General features: G+C 73.5%; 17 protein-coding genes. 15 read left to right on the plus strand and 2 right to left on the minus strand.

Annotated features, from left to right (window positions below):
* Positions 1-80 precede the first annotated feature (80 nt).
* The 13 genes from LHA35_RS12760 (at position 81) to gltX (ending at position 17,161) form a co-directional block, all read left to right on the plus strand.
* Positions 81-2,603: a circularly permuted type 2 ATP-grasp protein gene (locus LHA35_RS12760; protein ID WP_226608655.1), complete on the plus strand. Its 2,523-nt coding sequence runs from the start codon at positions 81-83 to the stop codon at positions 2,601-2,603.
* The gene (locus LHA35_RS12765) at positions 2,600-3,496 is read left to right on the plus strand and encodes a transglutaminase family protein (RefSeq protein WP_226608656.1); all 897 of its coding nucleotides are present in this window, start codon (positions 2,600-2,602) and stop codon (positions 3,494-3,496) included. Before LHA35_RS12760 ends, LHA35_RS12765 begins: the two co-directional genes overlap by 4 nt.
* Positions 3,497-3,699: 203 nt before the next feature.
* A complete protein-coding gene (locus tag LHA35_RS12770; protein ID WP_226608657.1) occupies positions 3,700-4,860 on the plus strand; it encodes a hypothetical protein in 1,161 nt (386 codons plus the stop codon).
* Positions 4,861-4,879: 19 nt separating this feature from the next.
* Positions 4,880-6,142: an OmpA family protein gene (locus tag LHA35_RS12775; protein ID WP_226608658.1), complete on the plus strand. Its 1,263-nt coding sequence runs from the start codon at positions 4,880-4,882 to the stop codon at positions 6,140-6,142.
* Positions 6,143-6,326: 184 nt separating this feature from the next.
* Positions 6,327-7,379 carry a zinc-binding metallopeptidase family protein gene (locus tag LHA35_RS12780; RefSeq protein ID WP_226608659.1) on the plus strand — a complete coding sequence of 351 codons (1,053 nt, stop codon included), beginning with the start codon at positions 6,327-6,329 and terminating at the stop codon, positions 7,377-7,379.
* A 285-nt stretch (positions 7,380-7,664) separates the two neighbouring features.
* A complete protein-coding gene (locus tag LHA35_RS12785) occupies positions 7,665-9,143 on the plus strand; it encodes an NAD-dependent succinate-semialdehyde dehydrogenase (protein WP_226608660.1) in 1,479 nt (492 codons plus the stop codon).
* A 161-nt stretch (positions 9,144-9,304) separates the two neighbouring features.
* Positions 9,305-10,537 carry a YeeE/YedE family protein gene (locus tag LHA35_RS12790; protein ID WP_226608661.1) on the plus strand — a complete coding sequence of 411 codons (1,233 nt, stop codon included), beginning with the start codon at positions 9,305-9,307 and terminating at the stop codon, positions 10,535-10,537.
* A 275-nt stretch (positions 10,538-10,812) separates the two neighbouring features.
* Complete coding sequence (gene gorA, locus LHA35_RS12795) at positions 10,813-12,189, plus strand: glutathione-disulfide reductase (protein WP_226608662.1); 1,377 nt, start codon at positions 10,813-10,815, stop codon at positions 12,187-12,189.
* A gap of 102 nt (positions 12,190-12,291) precedes the next feature.
* On the plus strand, positions 12,292-13,671 hold the full coding sequence (locus tag LHA35_RS12800) for a class II 3-deoxy-7-phosphoheptulonate synthase (protein WP_226608663.1): 1,380 nt from the start codon (positions 12,292-12,294) through the stop codon (positions 13,669-13,671).
* Between the two features lie 16 nt (positions 13,672-13,687).
* Positions 13,688-14,845 (plus strand): nicotinate phosphoribosyltransferase, encoded by a 1,158-nt coding sequence (locus tag LHA35_RS12805; RefSeq protein ID WP_226608664.1) that lies wholly within the window; start codon positions 13,688-13,690, stop codon positions 14,843-14,845.
* 296 nt (positions 14,846-15,141) lie between these two features.
* On the plus strand, positions 15,142-15,525 hold the full coding sequence (locus LHA35_RS12810) for a hypothetical protein (RefSeq protein WP_226608665.1): 384 nt from the start codon (positions 15,142-15,144) through the stop codon (positions 15,523-15,525).
* On the plus strand, positions 15,522-15,830 hold the full coding sequence (locus tag LHA35_RS12815; protein WP_226608666.1) for a hypothetical protein: 309 nt from the start codon (positions 15,522-15,524) through the stop codon (positions 15,828-15,830). Before LHA35_RS12810 ends, LHA35_RS12815 begins: the two co-directional genes overlap by 4 nt.
* Positions 15,827-17,161 carry a glutamate--tRNA ligase gene (gltX, locus tag LHA35_RS12820; RefSeq protein ID WP_226608667.1) on the plus strand — a complete coding sequence of 445 codons (1,335 nt, stop codon included), beginning with the start codon at positions 15,827-15,829 and terminating at the stop codon, positions 17,159-17,161. Before LHA35_RS12815 ends, gltX begins: the two co-directional genes overlap by 4 nt.
* 280 nt (positions 17,162-17,441) lie before the next feature.
* On the opposite strand, the gene LHA35_RS12825 is transcribed toward gltX, so the two are convergent.
* Positions 17,442-17,741 carry a hypothetical protein gene (locus LHA35_RS12825; protein ID WP_226608668.1) on the minus strand — a complete coding sequence of 100 codons (300 nt, stop codon included), beginning with the start codon at positions 17,739-17,741 and terminating at the stop codon, positions 17,442-17,444.
* A 500-nt stretch (positions 17,742-18,241) separates the two neighbouring features.
* On the opposite strand from LHA35_RS12825, the gene cysS reads away from it, so the two are divergent.
* On the plus strand, positions 18,242-19,672 hold the full coding sequence (gene cysS / locus LHA35_RS12830; RefSeq protein WP_226608669.1) for a cysteine--tRNA ligase: 1,431 nt from the start codon (positions 18,242-18,244) through the stop codon (positions 19,670-19,672).
* 376 nt (positions 19,673-20,048) lie between these two features.
* Positions 20,049-20,861 (plus strand): RNA methyltransferase, encoded by an 813-nt coding sequence (locus tag LHA35_RS12835; protein ID WP_226608720.1) that lies wholly within the window; start codon positions 20,049-20,051, stop codon positions 20,859-20,861.
* A 67-nt stretch (positions 20,862-20,928) separates the two neighbouring features.
* On the opposite strand, the gene LHA35_RS12840 is transcribed toward LHA35_RS12835, so the two are convergent.
* Positions 20,929-21,147, minus strand: coding sequence for a hypothetical protein (locus LHA35_RS12840; RefSeq protein WP_226608670.1), 219 nt, complete (start codon positions 21,145-21,147; stop codon positions 20,929-20,931).
* Positions 21,148-21,284: the final 137 nt, after the last annotated feature.

Below are 21,284 nucleotides of genomic sequence, written 5' to 3' on the forward strand. Positions count from 1 at the left end.
GCCAGCATGTCATGCGCCAGATATGCGGGGGCGAAGCCCCCCTCGCGCAGCGCGGACAGCCATGGCATCACGCGCCTGGCATGACGGATCTCGCCCCGCTCGACGAAATGGTGGACGGCGCCGGCGGGGTCCGCCCGCATTGGGGCGGCCTGCTCGGCGCCCTCGGTGCGCTCGGGCGCGGCGAGCTGGCGCATCGCGCCGCGCTGCTCGACCGCCACTTCCTCGAGGAAGGCGCGACCAGCCTGCTGCCCGGCGGCGCCGATGCCCCGGCCTGGCGCTGCGACCCCGTGCCGCTGGTCCTCCCGCCCGCCGAATTCGATGTGCTGGCCGCCGGCCTCGCCCAGCGCGCGGCCCTGCTGGAAGCGGTGCTGCAGGATGTCTACGGCCCGCAGACCCTGCTGGCCGAGGGCGCGCTGCCGCCCGCCCTGGTCTATGCCAACCCGGCCTTCCTCCGCTCCTGCCGCGCGCCCGAGGGGCGGCGGGAGGGACCGCTGCTGCAGCTCTACGCCGCCGACCTGCTGCGGGCGCCGGACGGGCAGTGGCATGTGCTGGCGGACCGCACCGCGGGCCCGACCGGCCTCGCGCATGTGCTGGAGAACCGCCGCGCCCTGACCCGCACCCTGCCGGAGCTGCTGCGGGCGCGGGAGCTGCGCCGGCACGGCCCCTTCTTCGACCTCTGGCAGGATTCGCTCCAGCGCCTGGCGCCGCCCGCCGCCGCCGGCCGCAACCCCGGCGTCGCCATGCTGACGCCCGGGCATTCCAGCCCGCGCTGGTGGGAGCATGTCATCCTCTCCCGCCGCCTCTCCTGCGCGCTGGTCGAGGCCGGCGACCTGACGGTGCGGGACGGCGCGCTCTTCCTGAAGACGCTGCGCGGGCTGCAGCCGGTGGATGTGCTGCTGCGCCGGATGGATGGCCGCCGGATGGACCCGCTGGAGGCGGACCAGAGCCCGTTGCACGGCGTGGCGGGGCTGCTGGAGGCGGTGCGCGGCGGGCGGCTGCGGATCGTCAACGACCCCGGCGCCGGCTTCGCCGAGGCGCCGGGGCTCGCCGCCTTCCTGCCGGGCCTCGCGCCGCGGCTGCTGGGCGAGCCGCTGCGGCTCGCCGGCGCGCGGACGCTCTGGCTGGGCGACCCGGCGGCGCGCGACCTGGCCCTGGCGGAGCTCGGCCGCTGGATGGTGCGGCGGGCGGTGGACGGCACGGTGCGTTCCATCACCGCCGGTGCCCTGCCGGAGGCGGCGCGGGCCGAGCTGGCACAGCGCATCCTGGCCGCGCCGGAGGAGTGGGCGGTCTCCGAGCGCCTGCCCGCCTCGGTCGCGCCCTGCGTCGGGACAGGGGGGCTGGAGCCGCGGCCGATCATGCTCCGGCTTTTCCTGCTGCAGGACGGCCAGGGCTGGCAGGCGCTGCAGGGCGGCCTGGCGCGTGGCCTGGCCATGCCCGATCCCGGCACCGGCGCGCGCCCCTGCATGCCCTTCAGCAAGGATGTCTGGGTTCCGCTGGAGGATCCCGCCGCGATCCAGGGGCCGGGGCAGCTGACCATCCGCGCACTGCCCATCCGCCGCGCGACCGGCGACATCCCGAGCCGCGTCGCCGACAATTTCTTCTGGCTCGGCCGCTACCTGGAGCGGCTGGAGAGCGGCGCGCGGCTGCTGCGCGCGACCGCCGCCCGGCTGGCGACCACCAGCCCCAATCCGCGCGAGCTGGCCGAGCTGCGGAGCCTTGCCGCCTGCCTGGTGCGGGCGGATCTGCTGGAGCCGGAGACGGCGCGGCAGATCGGCACGCTCCCCGTCACCGCCGCGCTGCTGCGGGCGGTGCGGGAGCGCTGGCGCATGCAGGGGCTGCTCAACCAGGTCTCCCGCCTCGCCGGCCTGCTGCGGGACCGGCTGACCGGGGAGATGCACCTCGCCCTCAACCGCGGCCTGCGCCAGCTGACGGAAGAATTCGACGCCATCCCCGCGGGGCGGGAGGAGGCGCGCGGGCTGGAGGCGCTGGGCCATGCCTGCGCCGGCGTGCTGGCCTTCGCCGCGACCGTCGCCGGCCTCGCCGCCGAGAACATGGTGCGCGGCGGCGGGCGGCTCTTCCTCGATCTCGGCCGGCGGGTGGAGCGGGCGCAGGCGATCGCGGCCGAACTGGCCCGCGCGCTCGACCAGCCAGGCGCCGCCGGCCAGCCGGCGCGGCTGGAGCCGGGGCTGAGCCTGGCGCTGGAGCTGCGCGATTCGGTCATCACCTATCGCAGCCGCTACCTCACCGTGCTGCAGCCGGCGCCGGTGCTGGACCTGGTGCTGGCCGATGAGGGGAATCCGCGCGGCCTCGCCTTCCAGCTGCTCGCGGCGCGGGACATGCTGGCCGATCTGGAGGGCGATCGGGCATCCCCCCTGGCCCTGCTGGCGGAAGCCCTGCTGGAGGAGGCGCGCGCGATGGTGCGGGAGGTGGCGGAGGCGCCGTCCCAGGCGGGGGCCGCGCTCGGGCTGCTGCCGCGGCTCGCGGCGATGGAAGGGGAGGTCGCCACGCTGTCGGACCGCATCACCCGCCGCTGGTTCGCGCTGCTGCCGGCCCCGCACAGCCTGGGCCCGGCGCCCGCGCTCCGGCTGCGCGGCGCGGCGTGATCTACCGGGTCCGGCATACCACCCGCTACGCCTATGGCGGCACGGTGGACCTGGCGGCGCATATGCTGCACCTGCGGCCGCGCGACCTGCCCTTCCAGCGGGTGATCTCGGCCGCCGTCACGACGCAGCCCGGGGCGTCCCACCGGCGGGACGGGCTGGACCATTTCGGCAACCCGGTCACCTGGCTGTTCATCGAGGCGCCGCATGCCGGCTTCGAGGTGACGGCGGAGGCGGAGGTGGAGGTGCGCTTCCCCGACCCGCCGGCCGCCGGGGCGACCCTGCCCTGGGAGAGGGTGGCGGCGCTGGCGCGGGCAGGCGGGCCCGGCGCCTGGCAGGCGGCGGAGTACCGCTTCGACAGCCCGATGTGCCCGGCCCTGCCGGAGGCCGGCGCCTATGCGGCGGGGAGCTTCCCGCCCGGCCGCCCGGTGCTGGCCGGGCTGCTTGACCTCAATGCCCGTATCCGGGCCGATTTCCAGTTCCGCGCCGGCGTCACCGACCTCTCCACCCCCATCGCCGAGGTGCTGCGGCGGCGGGAGGGCGTCTGCCAGGACTTCACCCACCTGATGATCAGCGGGCTGCGCGCCCTCGGCCTGCCGGCCCGCTACAGCTCCGGCTACATCCGCACCCGCCCGCCGCCCGGCCAGGAGCGCCGGCGCGGGGCGGACCAGAGCCATGCCTGGGTCGGCGCCTGGCTGGGGCCGGAGCAGGCCTGGGTGGACCTCGACCCCACCAATGGCGTGGTGGTGCGGGATGAGCATGTCCTCCTCGGCTGGGGGCGGGATTACGGTGATATCAGCCCGGTGCGCGGCGTGATGCTGGGCGGCGGCGACCATGGGCTGTGGATCGGGGTGGATCTGGAGCCGATCAGGGAGGAGGCGGCAACCGGGCGCTGACGCCGGCCGGTTGGCGGGAAGCCCGGCCGGCCCTGCCGCCGGCGCCCAGGGTCTTTGCTTTTGTGGCATATTTGCGAACTTGCAATATAAGGGCCGCGATCCGGCAGGTCTCCGTCACGTTGCCGTGCGGCTGGCCGGCGCCGGGCAGCCGCAGCCGCTTCCGTCGCCACATCGGGCGCGTGGATCAGGATGTCACCATTACCATGCCCCCCGCCGGCGAGGCCGGCCCGCCGCCACGGCCCTCGAGGGTGGGCCGGCACCGGCCGGTCGGCTGGCGCTGCCTGCAGACGACCGCCATCGGCGGCCCGGCGGAGCGGCGCCTGCGCGTCAATGCCGTGCTGCTGCATCCGGCGCATGGGATCGCGCTGATCGACCTGGCGCCGCGCTCCACGCCGCGCGCCGTCGCCACGCTGCGCCGCAGCCTGGCCGGGCAGGGGCTGCGCGCCTGCGCCGGGCCGGAGATCCCGATCGTCTATCTCTGCGTCACCCCGGAGGAATTGCGGAGCCTGCCGCACCTGCTGCGCGCCGCCATCATCCGGCAGGCCGAGGCCGCGGGCCGCCCGGATCGCCGCTGGGTGGCGGAGGTGGAGGCCGCGCTGGCCGCGCTCGACCGGGGGACGGCCGATGCGGCGCCGCCGGGGACCGGGGGCCGGGTCCTGCTGCTCGCCGCCCTGGCGGCGGGGGGGCTCTTCGCCGCGCTGCTCGGCGATGCGCTCTGGGCGCCGCGGCCGCCGGCGCCGGGGCTCGCCGGCCCGGCGCCTGCGCCCTTCGCAACGGCGCTTGCGCCACCGGTGGTCATCCCCGCCGAGAGCGGGGCAGCGGCGGTGCCGCCCGCGCCGGACGCCGCCTCCCCGGCCGATCCCGGCGCGCCCGGGTCGCCCCACGCGCCGCATCCGTCGAGCCTTGCGCCCGCCCCGCCGCCGGATACGGCGCTGGCCGCCGTGCCATCCTTCGGCGGCGCCACCATCCTCCGCTGGCCGCAGCCGCCGGACGCGCCGGTCCCGCAGCCCGGGCCCCTGCCGGACGCCGGCGCCACCGCGCCTGCCGGACCCGTCGCGCCATCCGGGGCGGCGGCCATGCCGGATGAGGCGCCGGCCACGGCGCCGGACACCGCCGGTGCGCCGGGGCGATCGCCCGGTCCGCCGGCCGCCGGCCCGGCCCCGCCGCACCTCGCCGCCATCGCGCCCGAAGCGGCGCCGCCCGAACCGGCCACCGCCGGCCGCCAGCGGCCCTCCGCCGCCGCGCCTGCGCGCCCGCCCGCCAGCCCGCGCTGCGGCCTGCTGCTCGCGCGGCTGCAACTCGGTGAAAGACCCAGCGATGCCGATCGTGCCCTCCTCCGCTCCGCCTGCGCGCCGGCATCCTGACGGCCTGCGGCGCCGCGCCATGGCCCTGGCCGGCGCGCTGCTGCTCGGCCTTGGCGCCTGCGCCGGGGCGCCCCCGCCGCCGCAGGCCGCAGCCCCGGCGCCTCCCCCGCGCGAGGCGCTGCCGCTGGACGAGGCGGTGTTCGCCCTCGCGGAAGCGACCCTCGCCGGTGCCCGCAGCCTGCCGGAACTCGCCGGGGGCGGGCGCCGGGCGCTGGTCATCGACCCGCTGATCGACCGCGCCAGCGGCGCCGAGACGGCGGCCACGCGGCGCATGGTCGCGCGGATCGAGGCGCTGGTGCGCGAGCGCCACCCGGAGCTCGAGCTGCGCCCCTTCACCCTGGCCTCGCTCGAGGAGCAGCCGCTCATCCTGCTCGGCGCCATCACCCCGGCGGTCGCGGCCGGCAGCCTGGAGGCCGCGCGGCGGCCGAGCGAGGTCTACCGGATCTGGGCCGTGCTGGGGGACCTGCGGACGGGCACCATCCTTTCCCACCCCACCGCCTGGGTGCGGGGCGAGACGGTGGACGCGACCCCGACCGCCTTCCACCGGGCCAGCCCGGCCTGGGTGGAGGACGAGATGGTGGCCGCCTATCTCCGGACCTGCGCCGGCGATCCGGGCACCCCGATGGATGCCACCTATCTGCGCGGGCTGCGCGCCCAGGCCGCCATCGCCGAGGCGGTCGCGGCGCTGGAGGGCGGGCAGGCGGAGCGGGCCCTCGCGCTCTACCGCGAGGTGGAGGGGGAGCCGGGCGGCCGGCAGGCGCGGGCGCTGAACGGCCTCTATCTCGCGAACTGGGCGCTCGGCCGGCGCGAGGCGGCGGAGGAGGCCTTCGGCGCGCTGGTGGATCATGGCCTCACGCGCCAGCGTCTGGCGGTGAAGCTGCTCTTCCGCCCCGCCAGCACCGAATTCCTGCGCGACCCCGGGGTGAGCGGCCCCTATCCGATGTGGCTCCGCCGGATCGCCGAGCGCGCGGAGGCGCGCGGCGCCTGCCTCCAGGTGGTCGGGCATACCAGCGTGACGGGCAGCGACGCGGTGAATGACCGGCTCTCCCTGGCGCGGGCGGAGACGGTGCGCGCGCGCCTGGTCGCCGCCGAGCCGCCGCTGCGGCAACGCAGCCAGGCGCTCGGCCGCGGCGCGCGGGAGCCGATCATCGGTCTCGGCACCGACGACATGCGGGACGCGCTCGATCGCCGGGTGGAATTCCGCCCAAGGCGGTGCGAGGCGGTGATGGCCAGGCTCGACGGGCCGGCAACGGACCGGCCCGCCCGGCCGGGCGGATCCTGAGGGGCGGAGGGCGCCGCGGGGCGCCGCCGCGCCCGCCCGTTGCAGGCGCAGACCATGGGGACGCGCCGCCGCCCGGCCGGCCGTTGCCGCTGCCGCTTTTTTCGCACCTGCGAAACTCCGCCTGCCATGGCACGTCATTCCGGCGCCCGCGATTCCCCGCAGGGCCCGCCACAAGGGGGGCCGCATGAGACTCTTCCGCTGCCAGGCCTGCGACCAGGTCCTCTATTTCGAGAACACCCGCTGCGAGAAGTCCGGCCACACCCTCGGCTTCCTGCCGGAGGTCGGGCTGCTCTCGGCGCTGGAGCCAGCAGGGGACCTCTGGCAGCCGCTGGTGCGGCCGGACCGGCAACAGGCCTTCTGCGCCAATGCCGCCCACCAGGCCTGCAACTGGATGGTGCCGGCGGCGGAGGCGGGGAGCCTCTGCCTTGCCTGCCGGCACAACCGGACCATCCCGGATCTCTCGGTGCCGGGGAACCTCGCGCTCTGGCAGCGCTGGCAGGATGCCATCCACCGGCTGATCTACACCTTCCGCCGGCTCGGCCTGCCGCTGCACACCCGCGCCGAGGACCCGGCGCACGGCCTGACCTTCGAGGTGCTGGCCGACCCGCCGGAGGGCGGGCCGAAGGTGATGACCGGGCACGAGAACGGCCTGATCACCTTCGCCCTGGCCGAGGCCGACGATGCCGAGCGGGAGCGCCGCCGCACCTCCATGGGCGAGCCCTTCCGCACGCTGCTCGGCCATGTGCGGCACGAGACGGGGCACCACTACTGGGACCTGCTGGTGCGCGACGGCGGCCGGCTGGAGGAGTGCCGGGCGGTCTTCGGCGATGACAGCCAGGATTACGGCGCGGCGCTGCAGGCCTACTACGCCAATGGCGCCCCGCCGGACTGGCAGAACGCCTATGTCAGCGCCTATGCCACCGCCCATCCCTGGGAGGATTTCGCCGAGACCTGGGCGCACTACCTCCATATCGTCGATACGCTGGAAATGGCGGCCTCCTTCGGCCTGAAGGTCGCGCCGAAGGTGGCGCGGACGGACGACCTGGATGCCGAGATCGATTTCGACCCCTATCGGGTGGAGAGGATCGAGAGCCTGGTCGAGGCCTGGCTGCCCGTGACCTTCGCGGTGAACAGCCTGAACCGCTGCATGGGCGCGCCCGATCTCTACCCCTTCGTGCTCTCGCCACCGGCGATCGGAAAGCTGGGCTTCATCCATCGGTTGGTGAGGGGGACATAGGCGCCAGGCGAGGGGCGCCGCCCCCTCCGCAGGGCGATGTCTGCTCCGGCGCCGCTCACGAAGGGGGCGTGGACGCCCCGGGGCGAGGCGCCGCCGCGCGGCCCATGACCGGCGGCGGATGGGCGTTCCGCGCCGCAGGCCATCCGCCCCGGAGCGGAATGCCGCGACAGGGCAGGGCCGCGGCGGCGCGGCATCGCGCGCCCCTGACGGCGCCGCGGCCGGGCGCCCCTGACAGGCCGGCCCACCCGGCCTATCTTCCGCCAACCAAGGGAAGGAGACCGGCCCATGCTCGACGCCGTCGCACGCCTGCCGCTGAAGGACGCTGGCCTGTTCCGCGAAGCCAATTGCATCGGCGGCCAGTGGGTCCAGGCCGATAGCGGCAAGACCATCGAGGTCCGCAACCCCTCGACCGGCGAACTGGTCGGCCGCGTCCCGGCGATGGGCGCCGCCGAGACCCGCCGCGCCATCGAGGCGGCGCACCAGGCGCAGAAGGGCTGGCGCGCCATGCTGGCCAAGGACCGCGCCGCGATCCTCCGCAAGCTCTTCGACCTGATGATCGCGAATACCGACGACCTCGCCGCGATTATGACGGCCGAGCAGGGCAAGCCGCTGGCGGAGAGCAAGGGCGAGATCGCCTATGCCGCCAGCTTCATCGAATGGTTCGCCGAGGAAGGCAAGCGGGTCTATGGCGACACCATCCCGCAGAACGCCAAGGGCCGGCGGATCATCGTCCAGAAGGAGCCGATCGGCGTATTCGCCGCCATCACGCCGTGGAATTTCCCGGCCGCGATGATCACCCGCAAGACCGGGCCCGGCTGGGCCGCGGGCTGCACCGGCGTGATCCGCCCGGCCTCCCAGACGCCCTTCTCGGCGCTCGCCATCGCGGTGCTGGCCGAGCGCGCCGGCATGCCGCCCGGCGTCTGCAACGTCATCACCGGCCCCTCCGGCGAGACGGGCAAGGAACTCACCTCCAACCCGCTGGTGCGCAAGCTGACCTTCACCGGCAGCACCGATGTCGGCCGCATCCTGCTCGCGCAATGCGCGCCGACCATCAAGAAGACCTCGATGGAACTCGGCGGCAACGCGCCCTTCATTGTCTTTGACGATGCCGACCTGGACGCGGCGGTGCAGGGCGCCATGGCGTCCAAGTACCGCAACACCGGCCAGACCTGCGTCTGCGCCAACCGCATCCTGGTGCAGGACGGCGTCTATGACGCCTTCGCCGCCAAGCTGAAGGCGGCGGTCGAGGCACTCAAGGTCGGCGACGGCTTTGAGCCGGGCGTGACCCAGGGGCCGCTGATCAATGCGGATGCGGTGAAGAAGGTCGAGGAGCATGTCGCCGACGCGCTGGGCAAGGGTGCCAAGGTGCTCACCGGCGGCAAGCGCGCCGAGCGGCCCGGCAATTTCTACATGCCGACGATCCTGACCAACGTGCAGCGCGAGAGCCTGGTCTTCAACGAGGAGACCTTCGGCCCGGTCGCGCCCCTGTTCCGGTTCAAGACGGAGGAGGAGGCGATCGCGCTGGCCAACGACACGCCCTTCGGCCTCGCCGCCTATTTCTACGCCCGCGATGTCGGCCGGATCTTCCGGGTGGCGGAGGCGCTGGAGACCGGCATGGTCGGGATCAATGAGGGCCTGATCAGCACCGAGGTTGCCCCCTTCGGCGGCGTGAAGGAGAGCGGCCTCGGCCGCGAGGGCAGCCATCACGGCATCGAGGAGTATCTGGAGGTGAAGTACCTCGCCATCGGCGGCATCGGGACCTGATTTTCCCGCTGCGCAGGCGTGGTTTCGAGCCATGCCTGCGCGGAATGGCGGGTTTTCCTGCTTCGCGCGGGCGCTGCCGGTGAAACCGGCGGCGCCCTCATGCCATATGGCGGGCAGTGGGGTGCCCGGCGCCCCGATCCCTTCGGGAGGGCCTCCTCGGCATGTCCGCCACCACCCTCGCCGCCGCGCCCAGCCCGGCGCGGCTCTCCGGCATCCACCTTCCCGCCGCGCTCGGCGCCGGCGCCCTGCTGCTGGCGGGCGCGCTCGCCATCGGCGAGATCGTCAGCCCGCGCCAGGCGGCGCTCTACCTGCTCGGCGCGGCGCTCGGCCTCGTCCTCTACCACGCGGCCTTCGGCTTCACCGCGGCCTGGCGGGTCTTCATCGCCGACAGGCGGGGGGAGGGGCTGCGGGCGCAGATGGCGATGCTCGCCATCGCCGTGCTGCTCTTCTACCCGGTGCTCGCGGCCGGTAGCCTGTTCGGCCAGCCGGTGCAGGGGCTGGTGGCGCCGGTCGGCGTCTCCGTCCTGTTCGGCGCCTTCCTCTTCGGCATCGGCATGCAACTCGGCGGCGGCTGCGCCTCCGGCACGCTCTACACGGTGGGCGGCGGCTCGGTGCGGATGGTCCTGACGCTGGCGGCCTTCATCGCCGGCTCGACCATCGGCGCGGCGCATCTCCATTGGTGGCAAGCGCAGTGGAGCCTGCCACCCATCTCCCTGGTGCGGGAATGGGGCGTGCTGCCGGCGCTGGCGCTGAACCTCGGCCTGTTTGCCCTGATCGCCGGGCTGACGGTGGTGCTGGAACGGCGGCGCCATGGCCGGCTGGTGGGCGCCGGCCCCGCGCCGCGGGCCGGGCTCGCGCGCTTCCTGCGCGGCCCCTGGCCGCTGCTGGCCGGCGCGGTGGCGCTGGCGCTGCTGAACTTCGCGACGCTCGCGCTGGCGGGCCGGCCCTGGGGCATCACCTCGGCCTTCGCCCTCTGGGGCTCCAAACTCGCGGAGGGGATCGGCTTCGACCCGGCCTTCTGGCCCTACTGGTCCACCCCGGCCCAGGCGGCGGCGCTGGAGGCGAGCGTGCTGCGCGACGTCACCTCGGTGATGGACTTTGGCATCGTGCTGGGGGCGCTGCTGGCGGCGGCGCTGGCCCGGCGCTTCTCGCCGAGCCTCCGGGTGCCGCTGCGCTCGGCCCTCGCCGCGGTGGTCGGTGGGCTCATGCTCGGCTACGGCGCGCGGCTGGCCTATGGCTGCAATATCGGGGCCTATTTCTCCGGCATCGCCTCCTCCAGCCTGCATGGCTGGGTCTGGATGGCCATGGCCTTCGCCGGCAATGTCCTCGGCACCCGTCTCCGCCCGCTGTTTGGGCTGGAGGTGGAGCGGACGCCGCGGCTGACCGGGTGCTGAGTGAGGGGCGGGTCGCGCCACCCCCCTCGCTGGCCGGGCCGTGGAGCCCGCGCGTCTTGGCGACATCCGGCTGCCTGGCCCCGGGCAGCCGGTTTCCTTCTGCCGCAGGGGACATGGCCCCGCGGCCCGCTCGCCACCCGCGCAGCGCGCCTGAACGGCCGGGCCCGATCCTGCCGCGGCTCCCTGGCTGACCAGCCGGCTTACCTTCCCGCTCCGTCCGTCGCATATAAGCGGAAAGGTCCGGCCCCGGCCGGCGCAGGGAAGGGCACCACCCCATGGCCTATGACTTCGATCTCTTCGTCATCGGCGGCGGCTCGGCCGGCGTCCGTTGCGGCCGCATCGCCGCGACCCATGGCGCCCGCGTCGGCATCGCCGAGGAGCGCTTCTGGGGCGGCACCTGTGTCAATGTCGGCTGCGTGCCGAAGAAGATCATGGTCAATGCCGCCGAATACGGCGCCTGGGCGGAGGAGGCTGCGGGCTTCGGCTGGCAGGTCGAGAAGAAGGGCTTCGACCTTGCCACCCTCGCCGCCGCGCGGGATGCCGAGGTGGCGCGGCTGAACGGCATCTACGGCCGGCTGCTGACCGGCGCCGGCTGCACCATCTTCGAGGCCCGCGCGAGCTTCATCGACGCCCATACCCTCGATGTCGGCGGCAGGCGCGTGACGGCCGAGCGGATCGTCATCGCCGTCGGCGGCCGCGCCACCCGCCCGCCCATCCCGGGTGCCGAACTCGGCATGCTCTCGGACGACGTCTTCGCCCTGAAGCAGGTGCCGCGGCGGCTGACCGTGGTGGGCAGCGGCTATATCGGCCTGGAGTTCGCCTGCATCTTCCGCGGCCTCGGCGCCGAGGTCGATCTCGTCTACCGCGCCGACCTGCCGCTGCGCGGCTTCGACCAGGACATCCGCGCGGCGCTGAAGGAGGCGCTGGACGCGCAAGGGATCCGCCAGCATGTCGGCCACAACCCGGCCCGGCTGGACCGGCAGGGCGACCATCTCCGCCTCAGCCTGCTGGGGGGCGAGGCGATCGAGACCGATGCCGTACTCTTCGCCACCGGCCGGGCGCCGAACACCGAAGGGCTGCACCTGGACGCCGCCGGGGTCGACTGCACGGCGAATGGCGCCATCGAGGTGGATGAGGACCACCGCACCACCGCTCCCAATATCTGGGCGATCGGCGACGTGACCGACAGGCTGAACCTGACGCCGATGGCGACCGCGGTCGGGCATGCGCTGGCCGACACGCTGTTCGGCAACAATCCGCGCAAGGCCAGCTACCGGAACGTCCCGACCGCGGTCTTCACCTCGCCCCCCATCGGTACGGTCGGGATGACGGAGGCGGATGCGGCGGCGCAGGGGCCGGTGGACATCTACCTCACCCGCTTCACGCCGATGCGCCATACCATCAGCAAGCGGGAGGGGCGGAAGACCCTGATGAAGCTGGTGGTCTGCCAGCGCACCCGGCGGGTGCTCGGCGCCCATATGCTGGGCGAGGATGCCGGGGAGATCATGCAGGGCATCGGCATCGCCGTCGCGGCCGGCCTGACCAAGGAGGATTTCGACCGCACCATCGGCATCCACCCGACGGCGGCTGAGGAGTTCGTGACGCTCCGGACCCGCACGCGGGAAGCCGGGGTCCGTGCGGCGGCGGAATAGCAGGCCCGCGCCGGCCTCGGCCCTGCCATCCATGCCCCGGGTGTTTCCAGCCGGGGGCCTTGCGGTCTATGCTCCGCCCCCTTTTCGCAGGAAACGCTCACAATGACCGCGCGCGGGTGGCACCCCGGAAGCTGGCGGGACATGCCGATCCGGCAGGTTCCCGAATACCCTGATCAGGCGAAGCTGGCGGAGGCGGAGGCGCGGCTGGCCAAATGGCCGCCACTGGTCTTCGCCGGGGAGGCCCGCCGGCTGAAGGCGGCGCTGGCCAAGGCGGGGGAGGGCCAGGCCTTCATCCTGCAGGGCGGCGACTGCGCCGAGAGCTTCTCCGACTTCACCGCCAACATCATCCGCGACACCTTCCGGGTGCTGCTGCAGATGGCTGTCGTGCTGACCTTCGGCGGCGGCACGCCGGTGGTGAAGCTCGGCCGCATGGCCGGGCAATTCGCCAAGCCGCGCAGCTCGGATGTCGAGACGAAGGACGGCACCACCCTGCCTTCCTATCGCGGCGACATCATCAACGGCCCCGCCTTCACCGCCGAGGCGCGCATCCCGGACCCGTCCCGGATGGATTTTGCCTATATGCAGTCGGCCGGCACGCTGAACCTGCTGCGCGCCTTCGCGACGGGCGGCTATGCCGACCTGCACCAGGTGCATCGCTGGAATCTCGGCTTCGTCGCCCGCAGCCCGCTGGCCGACCGCTACCAGGACCTGGCGCACCGGATCGACGAGACGCTCTCCTTCATGCAGGCCTGCGGCATGTCCGACCTGCCGCAGGTGCGGGAGACCGATTTCTACACCAGCCACGAGGCGCTGCTGCTGCCCTATGAGCAGGCGCTGACGCGCATCGATTCCACCACCGGCGACCACTACGCCTGCTCGGCGCATTTCCTCTGGATCGGCGACCGCACCCGGCAGCCGGAGGGCGCGCATGTCGAGTTCATGCGCGGCCTCAGGAACCCGATCGGGATGAAGGTCGGGCCCTCGATGGAGGCCGACGAGCTGGTCCGGCTCACCGAGATCCTGAACCCAGAGAACGAGATGGGGCGGCTCACCCTCATCGCGCGCATGGGGGCGGACAAGATCGAGGCGAAGCTGCCGCCGCTGCTGCGCGCGGTGAAGCGGGCCGGCCGCAAGGTGGTCTGGCTCTCGGACCCGATGCACGGCAACACCACCACCGTCGCGGGCTACAAGACCCGGCCCTTCGATGCGGTGCTGGGCGAGGTCCGCCGCTTCTTCGACTGCCACGCGGCCGAGGGCACCCAGCCCGGCGGCGTGCATGTCGAGATGACGGGGCAGGAGGTGACGGAATGCCTCGGCGGTGCCCATCGCCTCTCCGAGGCCGACCTGGCGCTGCGCTACCAGACCTTCTGCGACCCGCGGCTGAATGCCGAGCAGTCGCTGGAACTCGCCTTCCTCATCGCGGAGGAGCTGAAGGCCCGCCGTGCCTCCGGCCCGGCGCAGCCGGCCCGCGCGGCCGAGTAGGGCAGGGAGGCCCATCATGGACCGATCGCCGCCGATCAGCCCCGCGGAGGCGGCGATTTCCAGCCGTACCGACGCCTATTTCAACCGCACGCGGGCGATCGTGCAGCGCTTCGGCGATGCCCGCGTCACCTACGCCGTCTTCCTCCGCCGCCCCGTGGTCAGCGCGCCGAGGCTGGCGGTGGAATGGCTGGAGGGCGTGGCGCGGGAGCGCGGCACGCGCTTCGAGATCGAGGTGATGCACCCGGAAGGGACCTGGGTCGGCGCCGGCGATCCCATCCTCACCATCACCGGCTCCTTCGTGGAACTCGCGGATCTCGAGACGCTCTATCTGCAGAAGCTCGGCTCGCCCTGCGTCGCCGCGCACAATGCCTACCAGATGTGCCTGGAACTGCCGAAGGTCGCCTTCCTCGCCATGGATGCGCGGCACTGCGCCGGCTTCGAGATGCAGGACATGATGGCCTATGCCGCGAGCGTCGGCGGCCGGGCGGCGCAGAAGGAGGGGGCGCGGGGCTTCATCGGCAACGCGACGGATGCGACCGCCCACTGGTTCGGCGCGCCGCGCGGCTACGGGACCATGCCGCATGCGCTGATCGGCTATGCCGGCTCCACCCTCCGCGCCGCCGAGATGTTCCATGAAGCCTTCCCCGAGGACAACCTGACGGTCCTGACCGATTATTTCGGGCGGGAGGTGACGGACGGCCTCGCGGTCTGCCGCCGCTTCCCGGAACTGGCGGCGGAGGGGCGGCTGGCGGTGCGGCTCGACACCCATGGCGGCCGCTTCCTGGAAGGGCTGGACCCGGCCGAGAGCTATGCGGTGCTGGAACGCCACGCGCCCGGTGCCATCCGCCGCTACCGCAGCGAGACCGAGCTGCGCCACCTCGTCGGCACCGGCGTCTCCGCCGCCGCGGTGTGGAAGATGCGCGAGGCGCTGGAGGAGGCCGGCTTCCCGAAGGTGCGGATCGTCGCCTCCTCCGGCTTCAACGTGCAGAAATGCCGGGTGATGGCGGAGGCGAAGGCGCCAATCGACGTGGTCGGCACCGGCAGCTTCCTGCCCGATACCTGGTCCGAGACCTACGCCACGGCCGACATCATCGCCTATGACGGGCAGGCGCGGGTGAAGGTGGGCCGCGAATTCCTGCTGCAGCGCAAGCGGAACGGGAAGAACGGCGGCTGAGCGGAGCCGGCCCCCGGCCACATCGCCCGGGGCGGCAACCGGGCGATGCGCCGCTGACGCCGGGTATCTGTTCCAATGGCCGTCCCGCGGCCAACCTCCCGGGGGGCAGGCCCGGCCTGCCGGCGCGGATCGCAGCGGGGCGTGAAGGCGCGACCCTGCTCCTGCGCCCCGATGCCCTGCCGAGGACCGCGTTCGGCTACCGACGCGATCCGCTGTAGAAGCGCGGCCGGTGATCCGCGTGCCTTCCGGCCCGTTCGGCGTTATCCCGCCATCACCGGCCCCATGGACCTGAGGCAATGAGCGCATTCGACACCGGCCTGTTCGGCCAGCAGGGCGGCTATGCCGTCCGCATCCTGGACCTCTCGGGCGGCAACGGCTCGGACCCGGTCGAGACCATCCGCGGCTTCCAGACGCTGGAGCACGCCAATGCCTTCGCCCGCCGCTATGTGCGGGACAGCCTGGAGCGCTGCCGGACGCGCGGCATGACGCCGGCCGATGTGGTGCAGGCCTGGTTCGCCTTCGGCGAGGATGCCGAGGTGCTGGGCGGCGCCGAGCAGGCCTGGCGCAGCGCCGCCGAGCTGAATGATTTCGCCGCCCGCCCGCCCGCGGATGCCGAGGAGCGCAACTGGCGCGCCCTCGATCCCCGCCGCGACGAGGATGCGGCGGAGGAGGAGGAATGAGCCGCCACAGCGTCCGCTGCGGCGACCATGCCGATGCCGGCGACCCGGAGGAGGAATGGCTGGTGGAGGGCTTCGCCTCCGCCGAGGCGGCGCAGGAATATGCCCGCCGCTTCATCCGCGCCCAGATCGAGGATCTGCGGCGCGAGGCCGGCTCGCCCGAGGAACTGGCCGCCATGTACCGCCGCTGGGGCGAATACGCCGTGACCCCGGGCTTCGACGCCGAGGCCTGGGTCGCCCATTGCATCGCCAACCCTGCCGCCCGCCGGCAGGACACCGACTACGCCGCCCTGGAGCCCCGCTCGTGAAACTCCGCTTCGCCCCGTCGCCGACGGGCTTCCTCCATGTCGGCAATGCCCGTGTCGCGCTGGTCAATTGGCTGCTCGCCCGCCAGCAGGGCGGCCAGGTGCTGCTGCGCCTCGACGACACCGACACCGAGCGCAGCAGGGCCGAATATGCCGAGGCGCTGGAGGAGGACCTGCGCTGGCTCGGCCTCGACTGGGACGAACAGTTCCGCCAGTCCGACCGCCTGCCGCTCTACCAGGCCGCCGCCGAGCGGCTGAAGAAGGCCGGCCGGCTCTATCCCTGCTTCGAGTCCGAGGAGGAGCTCCGCTACAAGCGGGAGCAGCAACTCCGCCAGAAGCGCCCGCCCATCTATGACCGCGGTGCGCTCAAGATGACGCCGGAGCAGTACGAGCGGGCGCTGGCCAACGGGAAGACGCCCTATTGGCGCTTCCTGCTCGAGATGCGGGAGGTCGCTTGGCAGGACGGTGTGCTCGGCCGCCGCAGCGTGAAGCTGCCGAGCCTGTCGGACCCGGTGCTGATCCGCGCCGACGGCACGCCGCTCTACACCTTCACCAGCGTGGTGGACGACCTCGAGAGCGGCATCACCCATATCGTGCGGGGCGAGGACCACGTCACCAATACGGGCGTGCAGATCGATCTCTGGCAGGCGCTGGGCGGTGACCCTAAGGCACTCGCCTTCGCGCATCTGCCGCTGCTGACGGATTCCGATGGCGGGCCGCTCTCCAAGCGGCTCGGCTCGCTCGCCCTGCGCCAGCTCCGCCGGGACGGGGTGGAGCCGGCGGCGCTGGCCGGCTACCTCGCTGCGCTCGGCACCGCGCAGGACCCGCAGGCGGGGATGCCGCGCGACCTGGTGCCGGGCTTCCGGCTCACCGCCATCTCGAAATCCGCGGCGCGCTTCGATGTGCAGCAACTGCTGGCGCTGAACCGCAGGCACCTGCACGCCCTGGGCTTCGAGGCGGTGCGTGCGCACCTGCCGGAGGGGGCGGACGAAGCCTTCTGGCATGCCATCCGCGGCAATCTCGACCTGCTCTCGGAAGCGCGGGGCTGGTTCGAGGTGGTGCGCGGCACCGTCGTCCCGCCGCCCCAGCCGGGGGAGGAGGAGTATCTCCGCACCGCGCTGGCCGCCCTGCCGCCCGGCCCCTGGGACGAGGCGACCTGGGGCGCCTGGACCGGGGCGCTGAAGGAACGGACGGGGCGGAAGGGCAAGGCGCTGTTCCTGCCGCTGCGCCTGGCCCTGACGGGCGAGGAGCACGGCCCCGACCTCAGGACGCTGCTGCCCCTGATCGGGCCAGAGCGGGCGGCGCTGCGGCTGCGGGTGGCGGCCGGGGGCTGACGGCCGGGAGGATCGGCCGGGCGGCGGTCTGCGCCGGAGGGCGTGGCGGCTGCGCCGCCGGGATGAGGAGGGGCCTTCGGGCCGCCGCGGCCATGGCCCGGCCAGAGCGGATCGCAGAGGGGCGCGGAAGCCCCGAAGCGTGAATCCGTTTCGCCATTCGGACGGGAGCGCCATCCCGTCAGCCCGTGCATGTCCGGATGCGATCCTTGGCCGGGTGTCTCGGCGGGAGCTGGGGCGGGATGCCGGCCGAGCTGTACCAGGGGCCCTGGAGTCCCGACCGTTACCGGACGCCGCCGGCGGTGCCGCTGAGCGTGCCAGGGGTCGTGCCGGCGGTGGTGCCCGCGGTCGTGCCGCTCATCGTGCCGGGCAGGGCGCCCGGCATCGAGCCGCCCTGCCCGGACCGCCACCCGGACTCCCGCGCGGGCCGGCGGCCATCCGGCCCGAAGCTGTTGGTGCCGAGGCTCTGGTCCAGCATGAGGCCGGTGCTGCTGCTCGGATCGGGCCGGCGATCCCGCTGGGCCAGGGCCGGCAGGGCGGCGATGCAGGCGAGGACCAGGCCGATCGCGAGCCTGCGGGGCATGGATGTGTCCTTTCTTGCGTATGCAGGATGAAGTCGCGTCCGTCCCGCCGGTTCCCCTTCGCCCCATGCCGGCCCGCATGGGGGCGAAACGGCAGGATCCTGTTGCCTGGAGCCGATCGCGGGAGGCCGTGATCGGCCAGTCGCCTGGCTTTGACCGAAAAACGCCGGGCTGCGGCGGATCGACCTCCTGCCCTGAACGCAACAGCGCGGGGCCGCCATGCCTCCGGTGCGCCATATCGGGGGAGGAAGGGAACTCCGCCGCCCGATATCACCGGAAGGGCCGGGATGCGCGGCCGCATCGGGGAGGAGCGCTGCGCGGGTCACCGGACCGCTGCGGGGGATGGCAGGGGCAGGCCTGATCAGGCCGCCGGCCTTCCGGTCAGGGGCGGCGGCCTCCCGCCTCCATGGCCACCCTTCCCCTTTGCCGTCGCCGAAAGCCGGGCCGCTGCGCGCGGCCGGATGATGCGTTCTGGCCGGGACCGGACTATGGATGCGCCGTGATGACCTCCGACCTCCATCTGCACAACAGCCTGACGCGCGCCAGGGAAGCCTTCGCGCCGATCGATCCCGGCCATGTCCGGCTCTATGTCTGCGGCCCGACGGTCTATGACCTGGCCCATCTCGGCAATGCCCGGCCGGTGGTGGTCTTCGACGTGCTGGCCAGGCTGCTGCGGCGCCTCTGGCCGCGCGTGACCTATGTCCGGAACATCACGGATGTGGAGGACAAGATCACGGCGCGCAGCCTGGAGACGGGCGAGCCCATCGCCTCCATCACCGCCCGGACCACGGCGGATTTCCACCGGGACATGGCCGCCCTCGGCGCCCTGCCGCCCGACCAGGAGCCGCGGGCGACCGACTCCATCCCGCCGATGATCGCGTTGATCGAGAAGCTGATCGCCAAGGGCCATGCCTATGTGGCGGAAGGCCATGTGCTGTTCAGCACCGGCTCCTTCCCCGATTACGGCCAGCTCTCCGGCCGCAGCCAGGACGAGCTGCTGGCCGGCGCGCGGGTGGAGGTCGCGCCCTACAAGCGGGATGCCGGCGACTTCGTGCTCTGGAAGCCGAGCACGCCGGAGCAGCCGGGCTGGGATTCGCCCTGGGGCCGCGGCCGGCCGGGCTGGCATATCGAATGCTCCGCCATGTCCTGGAAGGCGCTTGGCGAGGTCTTCGACATCCATGGCGGCGGCCACGACCTGATCTTCCCGCACCATGAGAACGAGGTGGCGCAGACCCGCTGCGCCTTCGGCACGCCGCGCATGGCCAATTACTGGCTGCACAACGGCATGCTGCGGGTGAATGGGGAGAAGATGTCGAAATCGCTCGGCAATTTCTTCACCGTGCGGGACATCCTGGAGCGCGGCCCCTGGGCCGGCGAGGCCTTCCGCCTGCTGCTGCTGCGCACCCACTACCGCGCCGACCTCGACTTCACCTTCGAGGGCCTGGCGGAGGCGAAGGCGGAGCTGGACGACCACTACGCCATGCTGGCCCGCGCGGTGGAGCCGGCGGATGGCCATGAGGCGGTGCTGAAGGAGATGGCCGACTGGGCCCTCGCCCCGCTGCTCGATGACCTCAACACCCCGCTCGCCCTCACGCGCCTGCGGGACCTGCGGACGCTCGAGAATGTGGCGAGCGTGGGTGGTTCCGCCACCGCGGTGCTGCACCGGATCGGCAAGCCCTGGCCGGTGGTCGCCGGCCTCGCCGCCGCCGCCTTCCGGGAGGCGGCCGCGGTGCTGGGGATCTGCCCGAGCGCGCCGGAGGCTTGGCTGAAGGGCGGCGAGGATACCGGCTGGGTGGAACAGGCCATCGCCGACCGCCTGGCCGCGCGCAAGGCGCGGAACTTCGCCGAGGCCGACCGGATCCGCGACGACCTCAAGGCCAAGGGGATCGTGCTGGAGGACGGGCCGCAGGGGACGACCTGGCGCCGGGCGTGACCATCCATGCGGGGGAGAAAGCGAACTCTCTCCCCCGCGCCCCCACTCTCCTTTTTCTCCGAGTCCAGGAACCGCCGGTTTGAACGCCTCACCCGAGGACTGGCTGGACGCCATCAAGCGCATCGCGCTGACCGACCCGAAGCGGGCCTGGCTGCGCGCGCATCTCGAGGCGCCGGATTGCACGGCGACCGAGGCCGAGCTCGCCGCGAAGGCGGGCCAGCCGATCGAGGCCTATCGGGCCCTCGCCACCGAACTCGCGGTGGCGCTGGAGACCGACCCGCCGGAGGACCCGCTCGCCCTGCTGGCCGAGCCGACCTCGCCGCAGACCTGGCGCCTCCGCCCGGCCCTCGCCTTCGGCCTCGGCGCCCACCGCGTGATGCCGGAGGCCTGGACCCGCGGCGGCAAGCCCGCCGCCGACCTGACGCCGCCGCCGGGCGAGAGCCCGATCATCGTCCTGGTCCGCCCGCAGCTTGCCGAGAATATCGGCGCCGTTGCCCGCGCCATGGCCAATGGCGGCCTGTTCCACCTGCGCCTGGTGGCGCCGCGCGACGGCTGGCCGCAGGACCGGGCCTGGCGCACCGCCTCCGGCGCCGACCCGATCCTGGAGGCGGCGACCGTCTATCCGGACACGCCCAGCGCCGTCGCGGACTGCCACCGCGTCTTCGCCACCTGCCCGCGGCCGCGCCACATCGTGGTGCCGCTCTGCACCGCCCGCGCCGCCGCCGAGGACCTGCGGGAGATCAACGGGCGGGGCCTCAGGACCGCCGTGCTCTTCGGGCCGGAACGCGCGGGGCTGGAGAATGACGATGTCGCCTGCGCCGACACGCTGGTGCGCTACCCGCTGAACCCCGAGCACATGTCGCTCAATCTGGCCCAGGCGGTGATGATCCTGGCCTATGAGTGGTGGACGGTGGCGGAGCCGACCCCGCCGCGCCAGCTCCAGACCAACGAGACGACGGTCGCCACCAAGGGGCAGCTCGAGGGCTTCCTCGACCGGCTGGTGGCGGAACTGGACGCCGCGGGCTTCCTCGACAACCTGCCCAAGCGCCCCGGCATGGTCCGCAACCTCCGCCACTGGTTCGAGCGGGGCGAGGTGACGGAGCAGGAATTGCGGACGCTGCACGGGGTGGTGACGGAGCTCTCCCGCGGGCGGATGCGGCGGGGGCGGCCGGATCCGGATCAGGCCTGACGCCCGGCCGCGGGCCTGCTGCCGTCTGGCCGACCGGGCCGGATGCCGCGCGGGCCGGCCGGGCGCGTCAGCGCTGGGCCGGCGGCAGCCGCTTCGCCAGCCGCCGCGCCAGCACATAGCCCAGCATGCCCGCGACCGGCGCCGCCGGCAGCACCAGCAGCCAGCCGATATGCGCGCCCTGGACCGCGAGGCCGAGGCCCACGCCCAGCATCAGCCCGCCGACCAGGCTGCCCACCACGCCGGCCGTCAGGCCGAGGACCAGGATCTCTTCGCGCGTCACGCTCATGCGGCCGGATTAGATCAGATCGCCGGCGGACGGCAACGGCCGGGGGCACGCATGCGGCGGCATGCCGGGGGGCCTGCTTCGCGGGTTTGACAAGGCCACGGCCCGCCGCCTATAGGCCGCCCCTCTTCCTGGGAACG

Origin of the sequence: Roseicella aerolata (assembly GCF_020523605.1) — a bacterium.
Taxonomy (GTDB): Bacteria; Pseudomonadota; Alphaproteobacteria; order Acetobacterales; family Acetobacteraceae; genus Paracraurococcus; species Paracraurococcus aerolatus.